17 protein-coding genes are annotated in these 24,001 nt (G+C 34.7%); 7 read left to right on the forward strand and 10 right to left on the reverse strand.

Annotated features, from left to right (window positions below):
* Positions 1-2 precede the first annotated feature (2 nt).
* On the reverse strand, positions 3-968 hold the full coding sequence (locus FDM27_RS07260; RefSeq protein WP_071185684.1) for a hypothetical protein: 966 nt from the start codon (positions 966-968) through the stop codon (positions 3-5).
* 82 nt (positions 969-1,050) lie between these two features.
* Between FDM27_RS07260 and FDM27_RS07265 the strand changes: the two genes are divergently transcribed.
* The gene (locus FDM27_RS07265) at positions 1,051-2,175 is read left to right on the forward strand and encodes a cysteine desulfurase family protein (RefSeq protein ID WP_140485773.1); all 1,125 of its coding nucleotides are present in this window, start codon (positions 1,051-1,053) and stop codon (positions 2,173-2,175) included.
* Here FDM27_RS07265 and FDM27_RS07270 read toward each other — a convergent pair whose 3' ends face one another.
* Positions 2,176-2,772: a hypothetical protein gene (locus tag FDM27_RS07270; RefSeq protein WP_140485774.1), complete on the reverse strand. Its 597-nt coding sequence runs from the start codon at positions 2,770-2,772 to the stop codon at positions 2,176-2,178. It abuts the gene before it with no gap.
* A 254-nt stretch (positions 2,773-3,026) separates the two neighbouring features.
* Between FDM27_RS07270 and FDM27_RS07275 the strand changes: the two genes are divergently transcribed.
* The gene (locus FDM27_RS07275; protein WP_140485775.1) at positions 3,027-3,503 is read left to right on the forward strand and encodes a hypothetical protein; all 477 of its coding nucleotides are present in this window, start codon (positions 3,027-3,029) and stop codon (positions 3,501-3,503) included.
* 473 nt (positions 3,504-3,976) lie between these two features.
* On the opposite strand, the gene FDM27_RS07280 is transcribed toward FDM27_RS07275, so the two are convergent.
* The 5 genes from FDM27_RS07280 to thrA all read right to left on the reverse strand — a co-directional run bounded on the left by FDM27_RS07280 (position 3,977) and on the right by thrA (position 10,185).
* The gene (locus FDM27_RS07280; protein ID WP_140485776.1) at positions 3,977-4,255 is read right to left on the reverse strand and encodes a hypothetical protein; all 279 of its coding nucleotides are present in this window, start codon (positions 4,253-4,255) and stop codon (positions 3,977-3,979) included.
* A 27-nt stretch (positions 4,256-4,282) separates the two neighbouring features.
* On the reverse strand, positions 4,283-4,900 hold the full coding sequence (locus tag FDM27_RS07285; RefSeq protein ID WP_181161645.1) for a DUF4468 domain-containing protein: 618 nt from the start codon (positions 4,898-4,900) through the stop codon (positions 4,283-4,285).
* 337 nt (positions 4,901-5,237) lie between these two features.
* A complete protein-coding gene (gene thrC, locus FDM27_RS07290; RefSeq protein WP_140485778.1) occupies positions 5,238-6,527 on the reverse strand; it encodes a threonine synthase in 1,290 nt (429 codons plus the stop codon).
* A 117-nt stretch (positions 6,528-6,644) separates the two neighbouring features.
* Entirely contained in the window at positions 6,645-7,565 is a 921-nt protein-coding gene (locus FDM27_RS07295; protein WP_140485779.1) for a homoserine kinase, read from the reverse strand.
* A 172-nt stretch (positions 7,566-7,737) separates the two neighbouring features.
* On the reverse strand, positions 7,738-10,185 hold the full coding sequence (gene thrA / locus FDM27_RS07300) for a bifunctional aspartate kinase/homoserine dehydrogenase I (RefSeq protein ID WP_140485780.1): 2,448 nt from the start codon (positions 10,183-10,185) through the stop codon (positions 7,738-7,740).
* Positions 10,186-10,750: 565 nt separating this feature from the next.
* Here thrA and FDM27_RS07305 point away from each other — a divergent pair.
* From FDM27_RS07305 to FDM27_RS07315, 3 genes are read left to right on the forward strand one after another with little or no spacing between them, the layout of a single operon-like run.
* On the forward strand, positions 10,751-11,395 hold the full coding sequence (locus FDM27_RS07305; RefSeq protein WP_140485781.1) for a DUF47 domain-containing protein: 645 nt from the start codon (positions 10,751-10,753) through the stop codon (positions 11,393-11,395).
* 27 nt (positions 11,396-11,422) lie between these two features.
* Entirely contained in the window at positions 11,423-12,766 is a 1,344-nt protein-coding gene (locus FDM27_RS07310; protein ID WP_140485782.1) for an inorganic phosphate transporter, read from the forward strand.
* Positions 12,767-12,803: 37 nt separating this feature from the next.
* Complete coding sequence (locus tag FDM27_RS07315; protein WP_317133611.1) at positions 12,804-13,694, forward strand: EamA family transporter; 891 nt, start codon at positions 12,804-12,806, stop codon at positions 13,692-13,694.
* Here the strand turns inward: FDM27_RS07315 and rimK are convergent.
* A complete protein-coding gene (rimK, locus tag FDM27_RS07320; protein WP_410503840.1) occupies positions 13,678-15,066 on the reverse strand; it encodes a 30S ribosomal protein S6--L-glutamate ligase in 1,389 nt (462 codons plus the stop codon). The two genes, FDM27_RS07315 and rimK, sit on opposite strands and share 17 nt — an antisense overlap.
* Before the next feature lie 147 nt (positions 15,067-15,213).
* Positions 15,214-17,763, reverse strand: coding sequence for an ATP-dependent Clp protease ATP-binding subunit (locus tag FDM27_RS07325; RefSeq protein WP_071185698.1), 2,550 nt, complete (start codon positions 17,761-17,763; stop codon positions 15,214-15,216).
* 256 nt (positions 17,764-18,019) lie between these two features.
* Between FDM27_RS07325 and gyrA the strand changes: the two genes are divergently transcribed.
* On the forward strand, positions 18,020-20,662 hold the full coding sequence (gyrA, locus tag FDM27_RS07330; RefSeq protein WP_140485784.1) for a DNA gyrase subunit A: 2,643 nt from the start codon (positions 18,020-18,022) through the stop codon (positions 20,660-20,662).
* 39 nt (positions 20,663-20,701) lie between these two features.
* Positions 20,702-21,976: a tetratricopeptide repeat protein gene (locus FDM27_RS07335; protein ID WP_071185700.1), complete on the forward strand. Its 1,275-nt coding sequence runs from the start codon at positions 20,702-20,704 to the stop codon at positions 21,974-21,976.
* Positions 21,977-22,480: 504 nt separating this feature from the next.
* Here the strand turns inward: FDM27_RS07335 and hemN are convergent.
* Entirely contained in the window at positions 22,481-23,845 is a 1,365-nt protein-coding gene (gene hemN / locus FDM27_RS07340) for an oxygen-independent coproporphyrinogen III oxidase (protein ID WP_140485785.1), read from the reverse strand.
* Between the last annotated feature and the right edge of the window lie 156 nt (positions 23,846-24,001).

The following is a 24,001-nucleotide window of genomic DNA, read 5'->3' on the forward strand; positions in this document are numbered from 1 at the left end:
GGTTAATTTGTAGTAAATAATTCGCCTAAACTATAACTGTCTCCAAGGCTAAAATCACTGTTCCCTTTTTGTAAAGAAACTTTTTTAAGAACAATGGTGTGTTTAAAACTATTAGGACCATTGGTGGTTGTAGTAACTTCAATGATACCACTTACACCACTTACTCCGGTTACACCCGTCCATTCCTGACTGATAGATGGTGTTGTAGGTGTTGTAGCTTGACAAAAATAATCAGCAGTTACTAAGGCTCCGGTTAATAAACGGTAGGTAAGTACATTAGAACTACTTCCTATAAGTCCTGTTCTTGGAGTGTTGAGTGCTGTGGCTTCGTTTGCAATTAAACTTGGATCGATATTTAAAATTAAAGCTTCGCTGGTGTTAAAATTATAAACTTCATTAGAAGAAGTACATTTTTCTAAGGTTTGGTCAAAGTTAAAATTTAATTCAGTAACCGAAGTAGTGTAATCACCAAAAGGGAAGGTTTCATAAACCTGCGTTCCATTAGCTTTTGCAAAGGTTACGTTTTTCAATACAATATTATGATTGTATCCCGAAATTCGGGTAGCATTAGTAGTCTCATTAGTTGTTTTGATAGCTGTAGTTACAATTTGTATTGTACCATTAGTAGCCGTCCATTGATCCGTAATTACAGGAGTTGCCGGCGCAATGGTTTCACAAATATTATTAGTTGCCACTGTTCCGTTGTAAAAGCGATAGACTACTCTGTTGTTAGTAGTACTAATATTTAATTCAATAGGAGAGCCAACAGGAGTAGGTTCATTGACAAAAATAGTCTTTGGAATTTCCATCAGTAAGGCTTCTTTCTCTTTTATTTTATAGATAATATTATTTGCGCTGCAACTTTGAGTACTTACATCTTCAAAGCTAATATCTTCCTGAGTTAGATCTCCATCATCACAGGCATTTAATAACGCTAATAAAACCAATAGGCTTAGGGCTTTTTTCATTTTAAAAATTTTGACAAAAATAGGCAAAAAATGACAATTCTTATGAGGCTTTTGATAATTGATATTTTATAACTTTGTACCAATGAAAAAAATATACCTAGACAACGCATCTACTACAGCAATTCGACCAGAAGTGATTCAGGAAATGACTAAGGTAATGACGGAGGATTATGGAAATCCTTCTTCAACTCATAGTTTTGGTCGCAATGCTAAAAATATTCTCGAACTTTCCAGAAAATCAATAGCCAGACAACTTAACGTAAGTGCTCAGGAAATTATTTTTACCTCCGGAGGAACCGAAGCCAATAACTGGATTTTGCGTTCGGCAGTTCAGGATTTGAAAGTAAAGCGAATTATCAGCAGTAAAATAGAACATCATGCTGTTTTACTGGCTATTACCGCTTTGCAAAGAGAATTTTCAATTCAGGTAGATTATGTAAATGTTTTGCCTAATGGCGAAATCGATTTGACTCATTTATCGGCTTTACTTTCGCAGGAAGTCAAAACCTTAGTGAGTTTAATGCACGTTAATAACGAAATAGGGACAATTTTAGACCTGGAACGGGTAGGATTAATATGCAGGCAGTATAATGCTCTTTTCCATTCAGATACGGTGCAATCGATGGGAAAAATGAAAATCGATTTACAGACATCAGGGGTAGATTTTGTATTGGCAAGTGCGCATAAATTCCACGGCCCTAAAGGTGTAGGCTTTGCATTTGTTCGAAAAAACTCGGCTTTACAACCTTTATTTTATGGTGGCGAACAGGAAAAAGGCTTGCGTGCAGGAACGGAAGCAGTTCACCAAATTGCCGGTATGGCAAAGGCATTGGAGATTTCGTATGCTAATTTAGAACAGGAAAAAGAACATATTAGTGCCATCAAAAATTATCTGATTGAGCAATTGGATAAAAATTTCCCAGGCTATTCTATCAATGGAAACAGCAATGGTTTTTACAATATCGTAAATGTATTATTGCCTTTTTCGGAAGAGAAAACAGCGATGATTTTATTTCATTTAGATATGCGGGGAATTGCAGTTTCCCGTGGAAGCGCCTGTCAGAGTGGAAGTATCCGACCGTCTCATGTGCTGGCTGAAATTCTTTCAGATGATTTAGTGAGAAAACCCAGTTTGCGAATTTCATTCAGTCATTACAACACCAAAGAAGATGTTGATGGCTTAATTGAAGCCTTGAAAACAGTTTAATTATATTGAGTATCTTTTGTCGTACTTAGTGTGATCGTACAGAGAGTCCTGAGTTTCAACATTCAGGCTGATGGTCATTTTGGAATCTAATTTGACTGAAATGGCTACTCTGCGCCCGATAAAAAAGGCGGTATTCAAAATCTGAAGCATTACATCTTCAAATGTGATTCCTGCAGCGTTAAGTTGGCGTTGTTTTTCACGACTGGCTTCAAACATTTCAGTAAACATTTCCCGGATGATATAAATTTTTTCATCGGCAATTTTTCTAATAGTATTCGGTATGGCTTTCAATCCATTACTGGTCATGCAGTCATCAAAATTATATGCAATCCGTTCCAATGGCTCGCCAACAATGTAAGCAATAGCGTGTTCAAATCCTTTGCCATAGGTATAAACAAAAGCCCGAATGAATAAATTTTCCTGACTGAAAAAATGCTCTAAAGTGGAGAATCTGGAGAGGTTGAGTAATTGATTTTTCAGAAATTCTTTTAGTTTCTCATCATCATCAGGAACGTTGTAATTTTCGGCTAAGTTAAAAAGACCGTTTATCCGGGCAATTACTAATCCTTTTTTTGTGATTTGCTCTAAAAGTTCCATAAATAGAATGTTATTGATTGTTTTTAAACGGAATCATAGCCTTAAAAATACGAAATAATAGTTTGAAAATGGAAGCTAAATGTTAGTTTTGCTGTTGTAGTTTTAATTTCAATAAAAAGTTTGTTTTTATTTAGAAACAGATTTAGATTTGGAACTTTTTTGACAGAAAATTGAAAGCTATAGTTACAATATGCAATTTATGCGTAAATTAGTAACTACAATTCTTATAATTATTTAACTAAAATAGTATTACTATGAAAAATCTAGGTTTATGTTGTTTGTTGTTGGCTGCTATTGGTTTCCAAAGCTGCAAAGATGAAAAAGCAAATGATGCTAAAGCTACAGCCAAAGCTGAAAAACCAATTAGTGTAAATTGTTACAGAGCATTCTACGAAAATGACACCATTGATTTAAAAATAAATACTTTAAAAGATGGCAAAATATCCGGAAATATGGTGATGAAAATGTATGCCATGTCAGAAAAAGTGGGAACTATAGAAGGAGAATTCCGAGGAGATACTTTATATGCTGATTATAGTTTTACTCAGGGAAAAAATGATAAAGCCATTTTCAAAAACCCATTGGCGATCTTAAAAAGAGGCGATACGCTTGTTTTAGGAAACGGAAAAATAGAAACTTATTTAGGACGTTCTTATTTTGCAAAAGGTGAACCTATCGATTTTGATCGTGTAAAATATAAATTTTTAGCTGCTGATTGCGTTGATAAATAATTGAGCAAGAGATAAAAATAAAACTGCCACACGAAAGGATTTTGTTAACTCTCTTTTCGTGTGGCAGCTTTATTTAATGTGTTTTTTACCGCTTAATAATTCCCGCAAACTTGTATCCTACGAAAGAAGAATCTCATCCAGTAACTCTACAAAGTATTTCTACTGGCTCATCTTTGCGGGCACGGATTTGCAAATCCGTGCTATCTGGGGTAACCAAAATTATGGAAGCATTAATGTTTCATTTGTTATTTTATTATAAATATAACTGACAGTATCATTGTCTATTATTTTTGAAAGGGCAAGATCAATAAGTTTTCCTTTCAAAACTTGCCCTAAATTTTTTTTATTAAGTTGACTATGTAGATTTTTCAATTCTTCTATTTCATCGAAAATAATTTGCTGCCCGAAGCCGAGTTTTTCAAGTCTAGATAATATCTCATCAATTGTATTCTCGAATTCAGTTTGGTTCTCATTTATCTTTTCATAATTTGATTTCTTTTTTTTTTTTTACGGATTTTATCTTTGTCTAAATGCCATTTTTCAAACTCTGGTAGTGATTTTAAATCGATTAGTTTATCAAAAGATATTTTATCAGTTATTTCGAGTGTCCGTGAGTTCTTTTGTTCCGATATAATATTTAATGATTTTAAATCAGCTATTAATTCCTGTATTTTAATGTCAGTTGATTTTCCGCAAGCAGCAAGCTTGTTCTTTTTGAAATCTTCTAAGTATTGTATTTGTTTGTCGGTCATCTCTCAAAGTTTGTATGTACACAGGAATTACCACTCCTGATTTTTATTTAAGTAATTTTGTAAATTAATAAATATTGCATCTATTTTATTATTCATTCCTGTTGATACTTCTTTATCGTGAACAAAATTAGCATCTAAATATTTTTTTAAACTATCAAACTTTCTGTTCACCTTTTTTTCATTGTTATTGTTTTGTGCATTTAAATTTTTCTTTGCAATTTCATATTGATTTTCTATTGTAAATTCATTCAATAAAGTATATTCATTGATATTAAAAAACCAATCGGTATTGAGGTAATTCAACGTCTTTACTTTTTCAGGAAACGAAATATCAACTTTGCATTTGTAATCTTTTATTGCCACAATTAGAGTGTGGTCAAAAATAATGTGAGCTGGTAAATAAACAATTCCATTAAATAAATCAGTAAAAGGTTTGTTTGAATTAATTACAAAGTTTCCTTTTGCAATAATTTTATCCTGAGAACTATGTTGCAGTACATCATTTGCGGATTTATAATTTAGCGCTATCCAAGCTAAAACTTTAGATTGAATTTCATTAGCTTTTAAATTATCAACATTAATAACTAAAGTTTTCCCATTAATTTCAGCATTATACGATTGAGCAAATGCAGAAATTTTAAACATAATAAAAAACAAAAGGAAATACTTTTTAATCATTCTTTTCAATATTAAAGATTTCAGAAAATATAAATACTACTAAACTCTATTATTTAATAAACAATTCCACTTTTGATTATGCTTGTCTGAACGTTTACAGGCCGGGAAAATAATAGATTTTAATTTTTAGCTAAAATATTGATAATAGTTTACATAACATCAAGAATGTTGAAAACTTTTCGTACGTATTTAAGGTTTGTGAAAGCGACAATAGTAATTTCAAATGAATTAATCTTTTATACCACAAAAAAAACGGCTAAAGATTTCTCCATAGCCGTTGTATTTATTATTGCGTTTTGAAAGTTTATCCTAAAAAGGCTTTCAATTCGTCATAAGTTTTGATTTTAGTACTTACTTTTTCTTTGTTCAGTACGCTTTCAATTTGGGTTGGAATAGGTAATGTTACTCCTAAAGCCGGTTCTACCACATCTAAAAACTTGATAGGATGAGCGGTTTCTAAGAAAACCCCAATAGCATTCGGGTAGTTTTGCAATTCTTTTTTCAAACCTAAATAACCTACGGCTCCGTGTGGTTCGGCAATGTAACCATCGGCGTTGTAAATGTTTTTTAGCGCTACTAAAGTTTCTTCGTCAGTATAAGTATAAGAAGAGAAATCTTTTTTAAACTGCGCTAAATCGTTTCCATACATTTCCTGAATACGGATAAAGTTACTTGGATTTCCTACGTCCATCGCGTTCGAAATCGTTGCAATAGATGGTTTTGGATCGTAAATTCCGTTAGTTAAAAATCTTGGAACAGTATCATTTACATTGGTAGCAGCTACAAAATGTTCGATGTTTAATCCCATTTTCTTAGAGATAATACCCGCGCAAATATTTCCGAAATTCCCACTTGGGCAAGAAAATACTAAAGGTTTGTTTTGTGACTTCAAGGCTTTGTAAGCAAAGAAGAAATAAAACATCTGTGGCAACCAACGCGCAATATTAATAGAGTTAGCTGAAGTCAGGTTTTTATGAGCTAAACTTTCGTCCAAAAAGGCTTTCTTAACCATATCCTGGCAATCATCAAAAACACCGTCAACTTCCAATGCTTTGATATTTTGTCCCAATGTAGTTAATTGTCTTTCCTGAATGTCGCTCACTTTTCCTGAAGGATAAAGAATCACCACTTCAACGCCTTGTACGCCAAGGAAACCGCTTGCAACAGCTCCTCCAGTATCTCCTGAAGTGGCTACTAAAACAGTATTGGTGTTGTCTTTTTTGTCTTTGTTAAAATAACCCAGACAACGCGACATAAAACGCGCTCCAACATCCTTAAACGCCATAGTAGGACCGTGGAATAATTCCAAAGAATAGATTCCGTTTTCAACAGGAACCACAGGAAAGTCAAAACACAAGGTCTCGGCAATGATTTGTTTTAGGGTTTCAGCAGGAATTTCGTCACCTACAAATTGTTGGATAGCTTCAAAAGCAATTTCTTCATGACTTAAGTTTTCAATATTGTCAAAAAAAGATTGTGGAAGCGGCGTGATGCTTTCCGGAAAATACAATCCTTTATCGGCTGCTAATCCTTGAATTACGGCTTCCTGAAAAGAAACTTTTGGTGCGTTATGGTTTAAACTGTAATATTTCATTTTTTTCTATTAGTTCTTAGATTTTTAGTCCTTAGTCCTTAGTTTTTTATTTTTATTAGTCCTTCAGCAGTTAGTTCTTAGTTTTATTACTAAAGGCTAAGGACTAAGTACTAGGAACTAAATTACTTTCATTCCGGTATCGTTCACTTTACACACATGAATTTCATAAGGTAAATTCATCGTATCGTAAACAACACTCATGCCTTTGGCAATTTTTTCGGCGGTTTCTTTTCCTCTGCTTAACGCAAAAATAGAAGGACCTGAACCCGAAATTCCTGAACCTAAAGCTCCGTTTTCTAAAGCTGATTGCTTGATTAAATCAAACCCCGGAATTAATACGCTTCGCAACGGTTCTACAATTTCGTCATGCAAAGAACGCCCAATTAAATCGTAATCCTGAGTGTATAATCCGGCAACTAATCCGCCCACATTTCCCCATTGGGTAATGGCGCTTTTTAGAGAAACGGTTTGTTTTAATACCGAACGCGCATCGGAAGTTTTTAATTCAATTTGCGGGTGAATTACGGTTGCGAACAATTCGTCAGGGCTATCAATTTTAATGATATCCAAAGGATTTGAACTTCTTACCAAGGTAAATCCGCCTAAAAGGGCAGGGGCAACGTTATCGGCATGGGCATTTCCCGAAGCCAATTTTTCGCCTTGCATCGCAAATTTTACCAATTCTTTTCTGGAAAACGGATTGCCTAATAATTCGTTGGCAGCAAAAACTGCTCCCGCCGAACTGGCAGCCGAACTACCAATACCGCTTCCGGCTTTGATATGTTTGTAAATTTCGATTTCGAATCCAAATTCGGCATCTACTTCTTCCAACATCGCTAATAAAGCTACTCCGGCAACGTTTTTCTCGGCTTCCAAAGGCAAATTAGCACCCTCAATTTTGCTGATGCGAACACCTTTTTCAGCTGTTTTTCGAACAATCATTTCGTCACCTACATTGTCTAAACACAATCCCAGAACGTCAAATCCGCAGGAAAGGTTGGCAATAGTTGCAGGGCAAAATACTTTTACTTCATTCATATATTTATTTTTTTGCCACGAAGGCACAAAGGCACAAATTTTATTTTTAGCTTCTAAGGGTTAAGGCTTTACATTTTTAAGATTCTTATAAAATTTGATACTAATAGTCTACAACTTAATATCTTAATAAAAATCAAAAAAACTTAGTGTCTTAGCGCCTTAGCGGCCTATTCTAGACATTTCCAATTCTGATTACATCGGCAAAAATTCCCGAAGCGGTAACCGCTGCTCCGGCACCGGCACCTTTTATCAATAAAGGCTGGTCAACATAACGATCGGTATAGAACAAAACAATATTGTCTTTTCCTTCTAAGTTGTAGAAAGGATGGTCTTTTGGGATGAATTGCAAACCTACGCTCGCTTTTCCGTTTTCAAACTGAGCTACGAATTTCAATCGGCTGTCTTTTTGTTTGGCTTCTGCCAAAATACCTTCAAAATGACTGTTGTATTCAATTAAAGATTTAAAGAAGTCCTCATTGTTTGTTGTTGCCATACAGGCAGCAGGTAGGAATGATTGATTCTCAATATCTTCAATTTCCATTTTATAACCGCTTTCGCGAATTAAAATCAGAATTTTTCTGGCAACGTCAATTCCGCTCAAATCGATTTTTGGATCAGGTTCCGTAAATCCTTGAACTCCTGCTTCTTTAACCACATCGTGGAACGAGTTGTTTTCGTCAAAATTGTTAAAGATAAAGTTCAAACTTCCTGATAAAACCGCCTGGATTTTATGCACTTTATCACCAGATGCGATTAGGTTTTTAACCGTGTCGATAATTGGCAATCCTGCACCCACATTGGTTTCAAACAAGAAAGGCGCATTGTATTGTCTTGATAATTTTTTTAGGTTTTTGTAATTGTCATAAGCCGAAGCACAGGCAATTTTGTTACAAGTTACCACACCCACACTTTGTTTCAAGAAGTGTTCGTAAGTGGCAGCCACATCAGCATTAGCCGTGATATCTACAAAAATAGAGTTACGTAAATTTAACGCAGCTACTTTTTCCAGAAATAATTCTTTATTTGCTGTTTCTCCGTTGTCAAGAGCCGTTTGCCATGTATCTAAATCAATTGCATCGTCATCAAAGTGCATTTTTCTGGAATTAGACAAAGCGATTACACGAACATTGATTTTTAGATTTTCTTTTAAGAATTTCTTTTGTTGGTGGATTTGCTCGATGAATTTCTCACCTACGTTACCCACACCCATTACAAATAAATTCAGCTGTTTAGTATTTTCTTCAAAGAAGTTTTCGTGCAAAGTGTTAAGTGCTTTTTTAACGTCTCTTTCGTTAATTACTGCCGAGATATTTCTTTCGGAAGCACCTTGAGCAATCGCTCTGATGTTCACGTTATTTTTACCCAAAGTACTAAACATTCTTCCGCTTAGTCCCTGGTGGTTTTTCATGTTTTCACCTACCAATGCAATGATGCAAAGGTTTTTCTCTACAATGCATGGATCGATTTTGTTTTGGGCAATTTCGATTTCGAATGCTTTGTTGATGGCATTTTCGGCAACTTCGGCGTCACTATTTAAGATTCCGATGCAAATAGAATGCTCTGAAGAAGCCTGAGTAATGAAAATTACGTTGATGCTTTCATTCGATAAAACTTCGAAAAGTCTTTTTGATGAACCTGAAACCCCAATCATTCCGGGACCTTCAAGTGTAATCAAAGTAATATTGTCAATATGGCTAATTCCTCTTGCCGGATTTCCATTTGAAGTAGAAACATCAGAAATGTAAGTTCCTTCAGCTTCCGGTTCGAAAGTATTTTTGATATGAATTGGAATATTCTTTCTTAAAACCGGTTGGATTGTTGGCGGGTATAAAACTTTAGCACCAAAATGCGACAACTCCATTGCTTCCTGATAGGAAATAGATGCAATAGGTTGGGCTTGTTTTACAATTTTAGGATTGGCAGTAAACATTCCGTTTACGTCAGTCCAGATTTCCAGTTCAGTAGCGTTTAATGCTCCAGCCATAATAGCTGCAGTATAATCTGATCCACCACGACCTAGAGTTGTATTGATTTCGTCTAAAGAAGAAGCAATAAAACCAGGCATAACCACTACCTGAGAGTCATTCGAACTAAAAAATGTAGTAGTTAATAAGTTAGTTACTTCAAAGTTTACGGCTGCTTTTCCGTAATTGTTGTTGGTTTTAATCAACTCACGGCTGTCTTTGTAACTGCTGTTTTTTAGGTTTTGTTTTAAAGATTCGGCAATGATGTAAGATGAAAGTAATTCGCCAAAACTTAAAATAGTGTCAGATGTTCTTGCAGATAATTCGCCTAAAAGGAAACAACCATCTAAAATAGTTTCAAGGTGGTTGATTATTCTTTTAATGTGGCTTAATAAACTGCTTTGCTCGCTTACAGGGATTAATTCTTTTAAAGCGTCTAAGTGTTTTTTCTCGATTTCGGCAACGATGTCTTTGTAACTTTCGTCGTTTGAAGCTGCTTTTGAAGCCGCTAATTGCAATAAATCGGTTACTTTACTAAGGGCAGAAACAACAACAATTAGTTTATCGTTTTTAGCTTTGTTGAGAACAATATCTAAAACTAGTTTTATATTTTTTGCATTGGCTACCGAAGTTCCGCCAAATTTTAATACTTTCATTTTGTTTGTTTTATTTTAAAAATGCAATATTTTATATACACCCAACACCTTTCTTCTAATAAAAAAGTATGTATCAATCAGGATTATATGTAATGATGAATACCCCTAAGGGGTAGTAGTAGTAGTAACAGAAATTGAAACCCAAATTTGAGTTTTTATCGAAGAATGATATGTAGTTCTGTTGTTTGTCATAATAGTCCCCAAAAATACAGTTTTTTATAAAAAGCAAAAACCTTTATTTGGTTTTTGTGAATAATTTTAAAAAAAGAGCAAATATATGTTTTTACTGTCTTTAATTATAGCGATTCTTCTTTAAATTTTTTGAAATAGCTCGTTTTTTGTGAAAAATAAGAGATAGTGAATCTGTTTTAGAACTTTCTTTTTTTATGAGTTCAAGATTGAAAAGAAGTCCAGGACTTGGTGAGCTGTCAATTATTTTGACTTTTTGGGAAATAAATGAACTGTCAGATAATAAAAATTACAATTTTAGAAGGATTAATTTTTGAAATAACTTTAACATGAAATAAAAAAAAGTATTTTTGCTGTCACAAAAACATAGTAAAAAATGTCAATAAACCGTATTTTCCAATTTCTAGTACCGAAGGATAAAAAATTCTTTCCTCTTTTTGAAGAAGCTTCCAGCAATTTGATTGAGTTGGCTTCTAATTTACACGAAGCTGTAAATCTTCCTTTAAAAGAAAGAGAAGTTTTGTTTCACAAAATAGATGAGTTAGAGCAAAGAGGGGAAGATATTACCCGTCAGACTAATTTAGAATTGAGTAGAAATTTTATTACTCCTTTTGACAGGGAGGATATTCACTCTTTGGTTACTTCAATTGATAACGTTGCCGATCGTTTGCATGGAGCTTCAAGCATTATGCGTTTGTATCAGGTGGATAAGATTACAAAGTCAATTAGAAAATTAACAGAGATTAATTTAGAAGCTTGTCAAAATATTGAAGTTGCGGTAAAAGAATTGAGAGATTTTAAAAATGCTCATAAAATTAAAGCGGCTTGTGCTAAGATTTCTAAGTTAGAGAACAAGTCGGATAATGTTTATAATAAGGCTGTTTTTGAAATTTTTGAAAACGAAACAGATGCAAAGAGCATCATTAAATACAAGGAAGTATTGTCTATTCTGGAATCGGCTACTGACAAATGTAAGAGTGTAGCTAGCGTTTTAGAATCAATTTCGGTTAAACATTCTTAACTTAATATTCTTTTGAAGTAATAACGTATGGGTTTACTTATCACAATTATAGTTTTAGCACTTATTTTTGATTACATAAACGGTTTTCATGATGCTGCTAATGCTATTGCAACGGTGGTTGCTACAAAAGTATTGACTCCCTTTCAGGCAGTTGTTTGGGCTGCTTTTTTTAATTTCTTAGCCTATTGGGTTTTTGGATTTGGTGTTGCCGATACTGTTGCTAAAACAGCGCACACCATGGAGATTAACCTGGTTGTAATTCTGGCAGGTGTTATAGCGGCTATTTGTTGGAATTTATTAACCTGGTGGCTTGGGATTCCTTCAAGTTCATCGCATACTCTGATTGGTGGTTTTGCCGGAGCGGCTGTTGCCCACGCAATTGCTGTACATGGTTTTTCAGGTTATATTGGCGAAGACGGAGCTACACATTATTGGTATGAAATTGTTAGTTGGTACAAGGCAGGAAAAGACGGTGGGATGCCATCGGGAGTACTTATTATCATTGCTTTTATTGTATTAGCACCTTTAGTAGGAGTAATTGCTTCCTATTTAATCTCGATTTGGTTGTTGAATGCTTCCCGAAAAAGTATTGGTCCTAAGATTTTTACCTTGGCTTTAATGGCTGCAACGGTTTGGTTTGTTTATAATCAAATGGTTCCATATGAAGAGATTGTTAAAGATGGGGGTAAAGCCCGTTTTGAATCTCACTTTTGGAGTGTGGTTTTTGATGCACATAATATTAAATGGTTTTTAGTTGCTTTTATCGTATTGACGGTAAGTGCTTTTTGTTTGATTTTTAGCAGTTTGAGTATTAATCAGGCAGATGGGGCGTTGAAAAAAATGCAATTATTGTCTTCAGCAGCATTTAGTTTAGGTCATGGTGGTAATGACTCTCAAAAAGTAATGGGTATTATTGCAGCAGCAGTTGCTGTTTATATCCATACTAATCCTGGGGTTCACATGGATTCCTGGTTAGACGTGGTGTTGCCAAATGAAGATTTAGGTGTTAAAGGAGTGATGCCGGGTTGGATTCCGTTGGCTTGTTACTCGGCTATTGCGGCAGGTACTTTAAGTGGTGGTTGGAAAATTGTAAAAACCATGGGATCTAAAATTACTAAAGTAAGTTCGTTTGAAGGTGTTGCTGCTGAAACTGCAGGAGCTTTGACTTTATATTTTACAGAACATTTAAAAATTCCGGTAAGTACCACGCATACTATTACAGGTTCTATCATCGGGGTTGGATTGACTAAAAGGGTTTCGGCTGTAAGATGGGGAGTTACCGTTAGCCTTATTTGGGCCTGGGTGTTAACTATTCCAATTTCAGCACTTTTAGCAGCAATTTGTTATTACATTTTAAGTCTTTTCTTGTAATAGAGAAAGAAAATCTAAGTATATAAAGCCATCCGATATGTCGGATGGCTTTTGTGTTTTAAAGTCTAAACCAGTAGGTATGTTGTATTTGTTATTGAGTATTATTTGTAGTGTGACTGTAGGTGTAATTTTTAAAATTGCCCGAAAAACTTCTGCCAACGCAAAGCAGATTGTATTGTTTAATTACGTCTTTGCGTTGTTACTTTGTTACATTATTTTTTCTCCAGATGTACAAACTATAGGCTCAGAAGCTCCATTTGGTCTGTATTTAAGTTTGGGGATTTTATTACCGGTAGTTTTTCTGTTTTTGATTGCTTCTATCAAAAATATTGGAATTGTAAAGACTGATGCGGCTCAAAGATTGTCCTTGTTTGTGTCTATTGTGGCGGCTTGGTTGCTTTTTAAGGAAGATTTTACAGTAACTAAAATAACAGGAATTTTAATTGGATTTTTAGCCTTATTTTGTGTTTTGAATAAAACCGATGATTCAGATAAATCCAATTTGAAATATCCTGTTTTGGTGTTTTTAGGATTTGGAATTATTGATATTCTGTTTAAAAAAGTAGCTGCTTTTAACGCTGTTCCTTATACTACATCTTTGTTTATTATTTTTTGTGTTGCTTTCTTTTTCATGTTCTGGACTGTATTTTATGAGGTAATAGTCCGAAAAAGAGGATTTGAAATTAAAAATCTGACTTTTGGTTTTTTGGTAGGTTGTTTTAACTTCGGGAATATATTGTTTTATTTAAAAGCACACCAAGCTTTCTCGACAAATCCATCGACTGTTTTTGCCGGAATGAATATGGGAGTTATCTTGCTCGGAAGTATTGTGGGGGTAGTTGTTTTTAAAGAAAAACTATCAAAACTGAATTATACAGGGCTTGTTTTAGCCCTGTTATCCATATTGTTTATTATTCTTTCGATTTAGGATTTGCAGCGTCTAATTTGAAATTTTTTTCGATAGCCTTAATCATTTCGCCGGCAATGTCTTTATTGGTTGCTGTTTCTATTCCTTCAAGACCAGGAGAAGAATTTACTTCAAGTAATAAAGGTCCTTTTGTAGAACGAATAATATCTACGCCGGCAACTTTTAAATCCATTGCTTTAGCCGCTTTAATGGCTATTTTTTTCTCTTCGGAAGTAGCTTTTATAATGGAAGCGGTTCCTCCAAGATGAATATTAGCTCTGAATTCACCAGGCATTGCTTCACGCTGAATGGATGCTACCACTTTACCATCAATCACAAAACAACGAATATCTTTTCCATTGGCTTCCTTGATAAATTCCTGAACCAGAATATTAGCATTTAAACTTTTGAAAGCGTTAATAACACTCTCGGCAGCTTTCTTGGTTTCGGCTAATACGACTCCTTTTCCTTGAGTCCCTTCTAATAGTTTAATGATTAAAGGGGAGCCTCCGACCATTTTTATTAAATCGTCAGTATCCAAAGGCGAATTGGCAAATCCTGTAGTAGGAATTCCAATGCCGCTATGTAGTAATAATTGTAGTGAAAATAGTTTGTCTCTGGACTGTGTAATGGCAGTTGAAGAGTTTAAACAAAATACGTTTAAAGCTTCAAACTGACGTGTTAAAGCACAGCCGTAAAAGGTAATACTTGGTCGGATTCTAGGGATGATAGCGTCGAATTCATTCAGAATTTTTCCTCCTCGATAATGAATTTCAGGTTTTTTAGCGTCCAGTTTGATGTAGCATTCTTTGATGTTTAAAAAGTGCATTTCATGGCCACGCATTTCCCCGGCTTCCATGATTCTTTTATTGCTGTATAGTTCGGGATTGCTTGCCAGAAGGCCAATGCGTAATCCGCTAGGTGCTTTTTCTGAATTTTTGTAGATTTCCTTCAGGCTGTCATTGGTAGGTTGTCCTAAGAGGAATTGTTGCTCCGGATCAACCAGAACTCTTCCGCTCATGGCTTCGCGACCTAACAGCATTCTGAACCCCATAGTATCTCTGTTGGTTAAGGTTACTTCTATAGGCCAGGTAGCATCTCCAATTTTAAGATTGGTTTGAATAACATAACGTTGTTCTCGGAATCCGCTGGAGCTTTTTACGATTCTTTTGTCTATCAAAGGGGCTTCGCAATGAATAATTGTCTTAGAGTTGTTTTGTATAGGGTTTATATCAAATTTGACCCAATTGGAATCGTTTTTGATAAATGGCGCAATATTGATAGCGTGCAGGGCAGAGGTTTTTGCCCCCGAATCGACTCTGGCCTTTATTGTTGGGATTCCTAATTCAGGGAAAGAACACCATTCTTCGCTACCTACGACAACTTTATTCATTGTGATTTTTTATTGAATTTTAGACTGTTTTGTTAAACGCCAAATGTAGTTATTTGTTCTTTAAATAAAAGAGAATTGTGTTAAAAGAATAAACCCGTTAGGTTATGAAAACGTAACGGGTTTATGTGGTGTTGAGAAGGGCTGGGGTTATAAATTAGTAGCCTCTCCTGTTTTGTGAATTTTTACAGTTAGTTCTTGAGAACCATCTTCTATATCCATGAAGATTTCATCGCCAGCTGTAATTTTTGAAGTAATAATTTCTTCGGCAAGTGTATCTTCAACATATTTTTGAATCGCTCTTTTTAAAGGTCTTGCGCCAAATTGTTTATCAAAACCTTTTTCAGCAATAAACGCTTTGGCTTTATCAGAAAGATTTAAATTGTATCCTAATTCAGCAATTCTGGCATATAATTTTTTCAATTCGATTTCGATAATTAAATCAATATCGGTTTTTTCTAAAGCGTTAAACACAATTACATCGTCAATTCTGTTTAAGAATTCAGGTGCAAATGTTTTCTTCAAAGCGTTTTCAATAATGCTTTTCGAATTGTCATCAGCCTGTGCTACTTTGGCAGCAGTTCCAAAACCTACTCCCTGACCAAAATCTTTTAATTGTCTTGCTCCTACGTTAGAAGTCATGATAATAATAGTGTTTTTGAAATCAATTTTTCGACCTAAACTATCTGTTAAATAACCGTCATCAAGTACTTGTAATAACATGTTGAACACGTCCGGATGTGCTTTTTCAATTTCGTCTAAAAGAACAACAGCATACGGTTTTCTGCGTACTTTCTCAGTTAATTGTCCACCTTCTTCGTAACCTACGTATCCTGGAGGCGCACCAATTAAACGGGAAATGGCAAATTTTTCCATGTATTCGCTCATGTCAATTCGTACCAGAGCATCTTCAGAATCGAATAATTCTTTAGCTAAAACTTTAGCTAATTGTGTTTTTCCAACTCCTGTTTGTCCTAAGAAAATGAAGGAACCAATAGGTCGATTAGGATCTTTCAATCCGGCACGGTTTCTTTGGATAGAACGGGCAATTTTAATCACAGCTTCTTTTTGACCAATAACCTTACTTTCAATAAGTTCCGGTAGTTTAGCTAATTTATTGCTTTCTGTTTGTGCAATACGATTTACCGGAATTCCGGTCATCATAGAAACTACATCGGCAACATTGTCTTCAGTTACCTGAATTCGGTTGCTTTTAGCATCTTCTTCCCATTGTTCCTGAGCGATTGCTAAATCTTTCTCGATGCGTTTTTCGTCATCGCGAAGTTTAGCAGCCTCTTCGTATTTCTGTTTTTTAACTACCGCATTTTTTAAGTCTCTAATTTCTTCTAATTGACGTTCTAAATCAAGTATTTTTTTAGGAACTTCAATGTTGGTAATATGTACGCGAGAACCAGCTTCGTCCATAGCATCAATAGCTTTGTCTGGTAAAAAACGTTCCGACATATATCTGTTTGTTAATTTCACACAGGCTTCAATAGCTTCTGGAGTGTAAGTAACATTGTGGTGATCTTCGTATTTGTTTTTAACATTGTTCAAAATGGTAATTGTTTCTTCTACAGTAGTAGGTTCTACAATAATTTTTTGAAAACGTCTTTCTAAAGCACCATCTTTTTCGATGTACTGTCTGTATTCATCTAGTGTTGTTGCACCAATGCATTGGATTTCACCTCTGGCTAAAGCAGGTTTGAACATGTTGGAAGCGTCTAATGATCCAGTAGCACCACCAGCTCCTACGATAGTGTGAATTTCGTCAATGAAAAGAATGATGTCGTCATTTTTTTCTAATTCGTTCATCACGGCTTTCATGCGTTCCTCAAACTGACCGCGGTATTTAGTACCGGCAACTAAGCTTGCTAAATCTAAGGTAACAACACGTTTATTGAAAAGAATACGGGATACTTTCTTTTGGATAATACGCAATGCTAAGCCTTCGGCAATGGCTGATTTCCCAACTCCCGGTTCACCAATTAATAATGGGTTGTTTTTTTTGCGACGACTTAAAATTTGACAAACACGTTCTATTTCTTTTTCGCGTCCTACAACAGGATCCAGTTTTCCTTCTTCTGCCATTTCGGTTAAGTCTCTACCGAAGTTGTCCAAAACAGGGGTTTTAGATTTCTTGTTAGACTTATTTGCAGGATTGTTGAAGTTGCCTTCTTTTAAACTGTCATCTTGTCCTAAATCGTCATTGTAAGAGTCTGTAGCTCTTGGTAAGTTTTCTAAGAATTCTTCTTCGCTTGGTGTCATATTTAAATATTGTTCTTTGGCTACGTCATAATCTATTTTTAGTTTATTCAATAGCTTGGTTGTAGGATCGTTTTCGTTTCTTAATATACATAGTAATAAATGAGCTGTGCTTACTGATGGACTCTGGAAAACTTTGGCTTCCAAAAAGGTTGTTTTCAGAGCACGCTCCGCCTGACGAGTCAAATGCAGATTTTTCTTTTCTAAATTACTATCTATTCCCGGGATTGCTGGGCTTAGGATTTCTACCTTTCGGCGTAAATGGTCTAAATCAATAGACAAACTGTTTAATATCTGTATTGCTTTACCATTACCATCTCTAAGGATACCAAGCATCAAGTGTTCAGTCCCAATGAAGTCATGACCTAATCGTAAAGCCTCTTCTTTACTGTAGGTAATAACATCTTTTACCCTTGGTGAAAAATTATCATCCATAATGTTTAATTCTAGTATGTGTAAATTTAGTGAATTACTAATTGAAAAACAAAAACCGTACCTAAGTACTTATGTCAGCTAATAGACAAAAAAAAAGACAAAAAAGCTCGATTTTGCCTTTAATTTATTAAACAAAAGCGAATGTTAATTTGTTAATAAATCATTGAAATTAGTACACTGAAAAGCTTTCCAAAATTTCAGAAATCCGTATATTGGCACGTTTTGAAATGAATATAATTTTTTAATATAACAACTTATGTCAGAAGGAGAAAAGTTAATTCCTATTAACATTGAAGATGAAATGAAATCAGCTTACATTGATTATTCAATGTCGGTTATTGTATCAAGAGCACTTCCGGATGTTAGAGATGGTTTGAAACCTGTACATCGAAGAGTGCTTTATGGAATGTATGATTTAGGAGTAACTTCAAGATCTGCTCACAAAAAATCCGCAAGAATTGTCGGTGAAGTTTTAGGAAAGTACCACCCACACGGAGATACCTCTGTTTATGATGCCATGGTTCGTATGGCTCAGGAATGGAGTATGCGCTATTTATTAGTTGATGGTCAGGGTAACTTTGGTTCTGTGGATGGCGATAGCCCGGCAGCGATGCGTTATACTGAGGCCAGAATGCGCAAAATTTCAGAAGAAATCATGGCAGATATCGAAAAAGAAACAGTTGATTTTCAATTGAACTTTGACGATACTTTATATGAGCCAAAAGTAATGCCAACCCGTGTTCCTACTTTATTAGTTAACGGAGCGACAGGTATTGCAGTAGGTATGGCTACTAATATGCCTCCTCATAATTTAACTGAAGTAATCAATGGTACATTAGCATATCTTGATAATAATGATATTGAAATAGATGAATTAATGCACCATATTAAAGCCCCTGATTTTCCAACAGGAGGTGTTATATATGGTTATGAAGGTGTTCGTGAAGCTTTCAAAACAGGTAGAGGACGTATTGTAATGCGTGCCAAAGTTGGTTTTGAAGAAGTTGATGGAAGAGAGTGTATTGTTGTTACTGAAATTCCGTATCAGGTTAACAAAGCAGATATGATTAAACGTACTGCCGATTTAGTTAACGAGAAAAAGATTGAAGGAATTGTAAATATTCGAGACGAATCGGATAGAAATGGTATGCGCATCGTTTATATTCTTAAGCGTGATGCTACTCCAAATGTAGTTTTAAATACCTTATATAAATTCACACAATTACAATCTTCGTTTAGTGTAAACAATATTGCATTAGTGAAAGGTCGCCCACAAATGTTGAATCTAAAAGATATGATTCATTATTTTATAGAGCACCGTCATGATGTAGTGGTTAGAAGAACACAGTTTGAATTGCGTAAAGCCGAAGAAAGAGCACATATTCTTGAAGGTTTAATTATTGCTTCTGATAATATTGATGAAGTAATTGCGTTGATTAGAGGTTCTAAAAATACAGAGGAAGCTCGTGAAAAGTTAATTGAAAGATTCAAATTATCAGATATTCAGGCTAGAGCAATTGTTGAGATGCGTTTGCGTCAGTTGACAGGTCTGGAACAAGATAAATTAAGAGCAGAGTATGAGGAATTGATGAAGTTAATTGAGCATTTGAAAGCTTTATTAGCTGATGTGAATTTAAGAACGGAATTAATTAAAGAAGAACTTACTGAAATACGTGATAAGTATGGTGATGCACGTCGTTCTCAAATTGAATATTCAGGTGGAGATGTAAGTATAGAAGATTTAATTGCCGACGAGAATGTAGTAATTACGATTTCGCATGCAGGATATATCAAACGTACCAACCTTACAGAATATAAAACTCAGAATAGAGGAGGGGTAGGACAAAAAAGTGCCGGAACCAGAGATCAGGATTTCTTAGAACATATGTTTGTGGCAACAAATCACCAGTACATGATGTTCTTTACCCAAAAAGGAAAATGTTTCTGGATGCGTGTTTACGAAATTCCGGAAGGAAGTAAAACAGCTAAAGGTAGAGCGATTCAGAATTTGATTAATATCGAGAGTGATGATAAAGTAAAAGCATTTATTTGTACTCAGGATTTAAAAGACCAAGATTACATTCAAAAGCATAATCTGGTTATGGTAACTAAACAAGGTCAGGTTAAGAAAACTTCGCTGGAGAAATATTCTAAGCCTCGAGTAAACGGTGTTGCCGCTATTACTATTAAAGAAGGTGATGAATTATTAGGTGCTGAGTTGACTAATGGTGAAAGCCAAATTATCCTGGCGGTTAAGTCTGGTAAGTTAGTTCGTTTTGAAGAAACTAAAACCCGTCCGATGGGAAGAACCGCTTCAGGAGTACGTGGAATTACACTAAAAGACGATACTGATGAAGTAATTGGTATGGTTACTGTTGATAAAAACGATATTAGCGATTCGCAAATTTTAGTGGTAACCGAAAATGGATACGGAAAACGTACGAAATTAGTTGATGAAGATGGTGAAGATGTTTACAGAATTACTAATCGTGGAGGAAAAGGTGTTAAAACACTTAATATCACCGAGAAAACAGGTAAATTGATTTCGATAAGCGCTGTTACTGATGCCGATGATTTAATGATTATCAATAAATCAGGATTAACTATCAGAATGGCTATTGAAGATTTACGTGTTATGGGACGTGCTACTCAGGGTGTTAAACTCATCAATCTGAAAGGAAATGATTCTATTGCTGCAGTTGCCAAAGTGATGAAAGACGATGAAGAGCAGGTAGTTGTTGATGAAGATGGTAATGTTATCGAAGATGCAATTATCGAAAGAGTAAAACCTGTTTTAGAAGTCCTTGAAGACGACGGAGCTGTAGAAGATGACGAAGAAGATGAAGAAGAAACTCCTGAGGATGATGAAGATGATGCTGATGACGATGACGAGGCATAAATTGTAATTAAAAAGTATTAAAAATTAAAAATAAATTTTATGAAAAGTAAATATGTAATGTTGGCATCGGCTTTAGTGTTGTCGGTAGCTACTTTTGCTCAGAAAAAAGAATTAAAAGCTGCTGAGAAGGCGGTAAAAGACGGAGATGCTAAAGAGGTATTAAATCTTTTAAAAGCGGTTGAACCTGTATTAGCTAATGCAACAGATGAAGAAAAAGCACAGTATTATTTTTTAAAAGCAAATGCCTATTTGGATTTGGTAGATAAAAAAGTAGATACAGATGCAAATATGGCAATAGCGGCAGATACTTATAAAGAGTTAATTGCTGCTGAAAAAGCTTCCGGAAAATTAAAATATTCTTCTCAAGCAGCTACTTCAATTACTAAAATTAAAGGCTTGTTAATTAACAGTGGAGTTGCGGCAACAAAAGAAAATAATAATCTGGAAGGTGCTAAAAAATTGTACGAAGCTTATCAATTAGATAAAAAAGATACCATTTATCTTTATTATGCAGCTTCAACTTATGTAAGTGCTAAAGATTATGATAAGGCGATGGAGTTGTATAATGAATTGAAAAAAATAAATTATTCAGGAAAAGGAACTGAGTATTTAGCTACCAGTAAAGTTAACGGTCAGGAAGTTGGATTTGCTTCAGCTGCCGAAAGAGACAGAGCGGTAAAACTAGGAACTCATGAAAAACCAAGAACGGAAGAAATTCCGTCAAAAAGAGGTGAAATCTACAAAAACATGGCTTTAATTTTAGTAGATCAAGGAAAAATTGCCGAAGCTAAAAAAGCAGTTGCTGATGCCAGAGTTACAAATCCTGACGATTCTTCTTTGATGTTGACTGAAGCTAACTTGTATTTGCAAACTAAAGATTTTGATAAATACAAACAGATTATTACAGAAGTATTAGCAAAAAATCCTAATGATGCAGGATTGGTTTACAATCTGGGAGTCATTTCTGCTAATGCAAATGACAATGTAGAAGCTGAGAAATATTACAAAAGAGCCGTTGAAATCAAGCCTGATTATACTAATGCTTACATAAACTTAGCCGTTTTGAAATTACAAAACGAGAAAGTACTTATCGAAGAAATGAATAAATTAGGTACTTCTGATAAGGATATGAAACGTTATGATGTGTTGAAAAAGAAAAGAGAAGATTTATTCAGAAGCACATTGCCTTATTTGCAAAAAGCCTATGAATTAGATCCTGAGAATACTGATATTGTAAAAACTCTTTCTGGTGTTTACAGCGCATTAGAAATGACTGCCGAAAAAAATGCCTTAAAAGCTAAAATGAAAAAATAAGCTTCAGTGATTTTTAATTCTAAAAGTAATTTTAGATAAAAGTCAACTAAACAGTAATTCCATTTGTAAAAGTTATTTCCGATTTTTGAGTTTTTCAGAAACTTGACTATTTCGGAAATAACTTTTCTTTTTTATGTTCCTAAATTTTAGGTGGAAGAGTTTGATTTTTTTAATTCAATTGATTTCAATTTGGTTAGGCTTTATACAAATTCTGTTTACTTCCTACTAAGTAGTAGAAATCTACTCAAAATTGGATGTATAGTTCTTCTTTTATAGCGATATTTCAATAAATAAATAAAAAATTAATATTTTTTTTACAAAAAAAAAGAATAGGATGACTTTTTATTTCATTATAAACTGTTTGTTTCTAATCAATAATTTCAATAGTAAAAGTCAGTTGTAAAATCTTATAAAAATTATACACCATAAAAAAAAACGAAATATGATATAAATCGGATTTTCAGATGGCGTTTGGTTTTCGGCTTAGTAGAGCTAACAAAGGAGCTATATCGTCATCGAAAACAAGGCGGTTTCTGGTGCTTTTCGTTTTAAATGCAGATCAAAAGCCATACAGATATTTCGAACATAGGCTTTGCCTTTATCGCTTACCTGAATTCCGTTTTCCAACATAATCAAAATGCCGTCTTTTTCCATTTCTTGCAGTTGTTCTAAAACTTCGGGAATTTCTTTGAAATAAGTGTTTTTTTTATCCCAAGTGGTTTCAAATTGGCACATTAAATTCAGGATGTGTTTTCTAATGATAAGATCTTCTTCGGTTAATAAATGTCCTCTAAAAATTGGTAATTTGTTCTGAGCTAAAGCTTTATAATAATCGTCTAGACTTTTTTCATTTTGCGCAAAACTGTACCAGCTGTCACCAATTGACGAAACGCCCAAACCTATCATCAGTTTGGTTTTTGATGAACTGTATCCCATAAAATTACGATGCAATTGCCCGTTTTTAAAGGATTGGTACAAACTATCAGTTTCCAGTGCAAAATGATCCATTCCTATTTCGTGGTAGCCATTTTTAAGTAATAATTCTTTTCCTATTCGGTACAACAGCCTTTTTTCTCTGTCTTTAGGGATATCTTCGTCTTTAAACCCACGTTGTCCGTTTCCTTTTATCCATGGCACATGGGCATAGCTGTAAAATGCCAGGCGGTCGGGTTGGAGGGATTTGGTTTTTTCGATTGTGTCCACTACATCTTCTATTTTTTGGAAAGGCAAGCCAAAAATTATATCGTGGCCTATAGAAGTATAGCCAATTTCTCTAGCCCAAAAAGTCACTTTGGCCACATTGTGGAAAGGCTGTTCACGATGAATGGCTTTTTGCACTTTTTCAGAATAATCCTGAACACCAAAACTCACTCTTCTAAAACCCAAATCGTAAAGCTTTTTTAGGTGTGCATGTGAAGTATTATTAGGGTGTCCTTCAAAGCTAAATTCGTAATCTTTAGCCTTAACAGCTTTGGCAAAAATTCCGTTGATCAATTCTTCGAGATTTTCGGTCGAAAAAAAAGTAGGTGTTCCGCCCCCTAAATGAATTTCTTTGATAATGGGCTGTTCGTGCAGTAGTTCGCAATACAAGTTCCACTCTTTTAAAACCGCCTGGATATAAGGTGATTCGACACTATGATTTTTGGTAATTCGCTTATTGCAACCACAAAAAGTACATAGGCTTTCGCAAAAAGGAAGGTGTATGTATAAACTAATTCCTTCTGTAGTATTGCTTTCCAGGAATGTTTTTTTGAAAGAGGAAACCCAATCCTGATAGGAGAAATCAGCTTCATTCCAGTAAGGAACTGTTGGATAACTGGTGTATCGCGGCCCGGGTACATTGTATTTTTGAATCAAAGAATTTTTCATGACACTTCTTTTTAATAAGCCAAAAATAGTTTGATTTGGGGCGAATTAAAATGACAATTATCATGGTTGGGAAATTAAGTTAGAAGTGGAAATCTGAAGAGGGACAAACATTGTGTAAAAAAAAACAGCAATTCTCAGTTGAAAATTGCTGTTTTT

It is taken from the genome of Flavobacterium sp. GSA192, from assembly GCF_006386525.1.
GTDB lineage: Bacteria > Bacteroidota > Bacteroidia > Flavobacteriales > Flavobacteriaceae > Flavobacterium > Flavobacterium commune.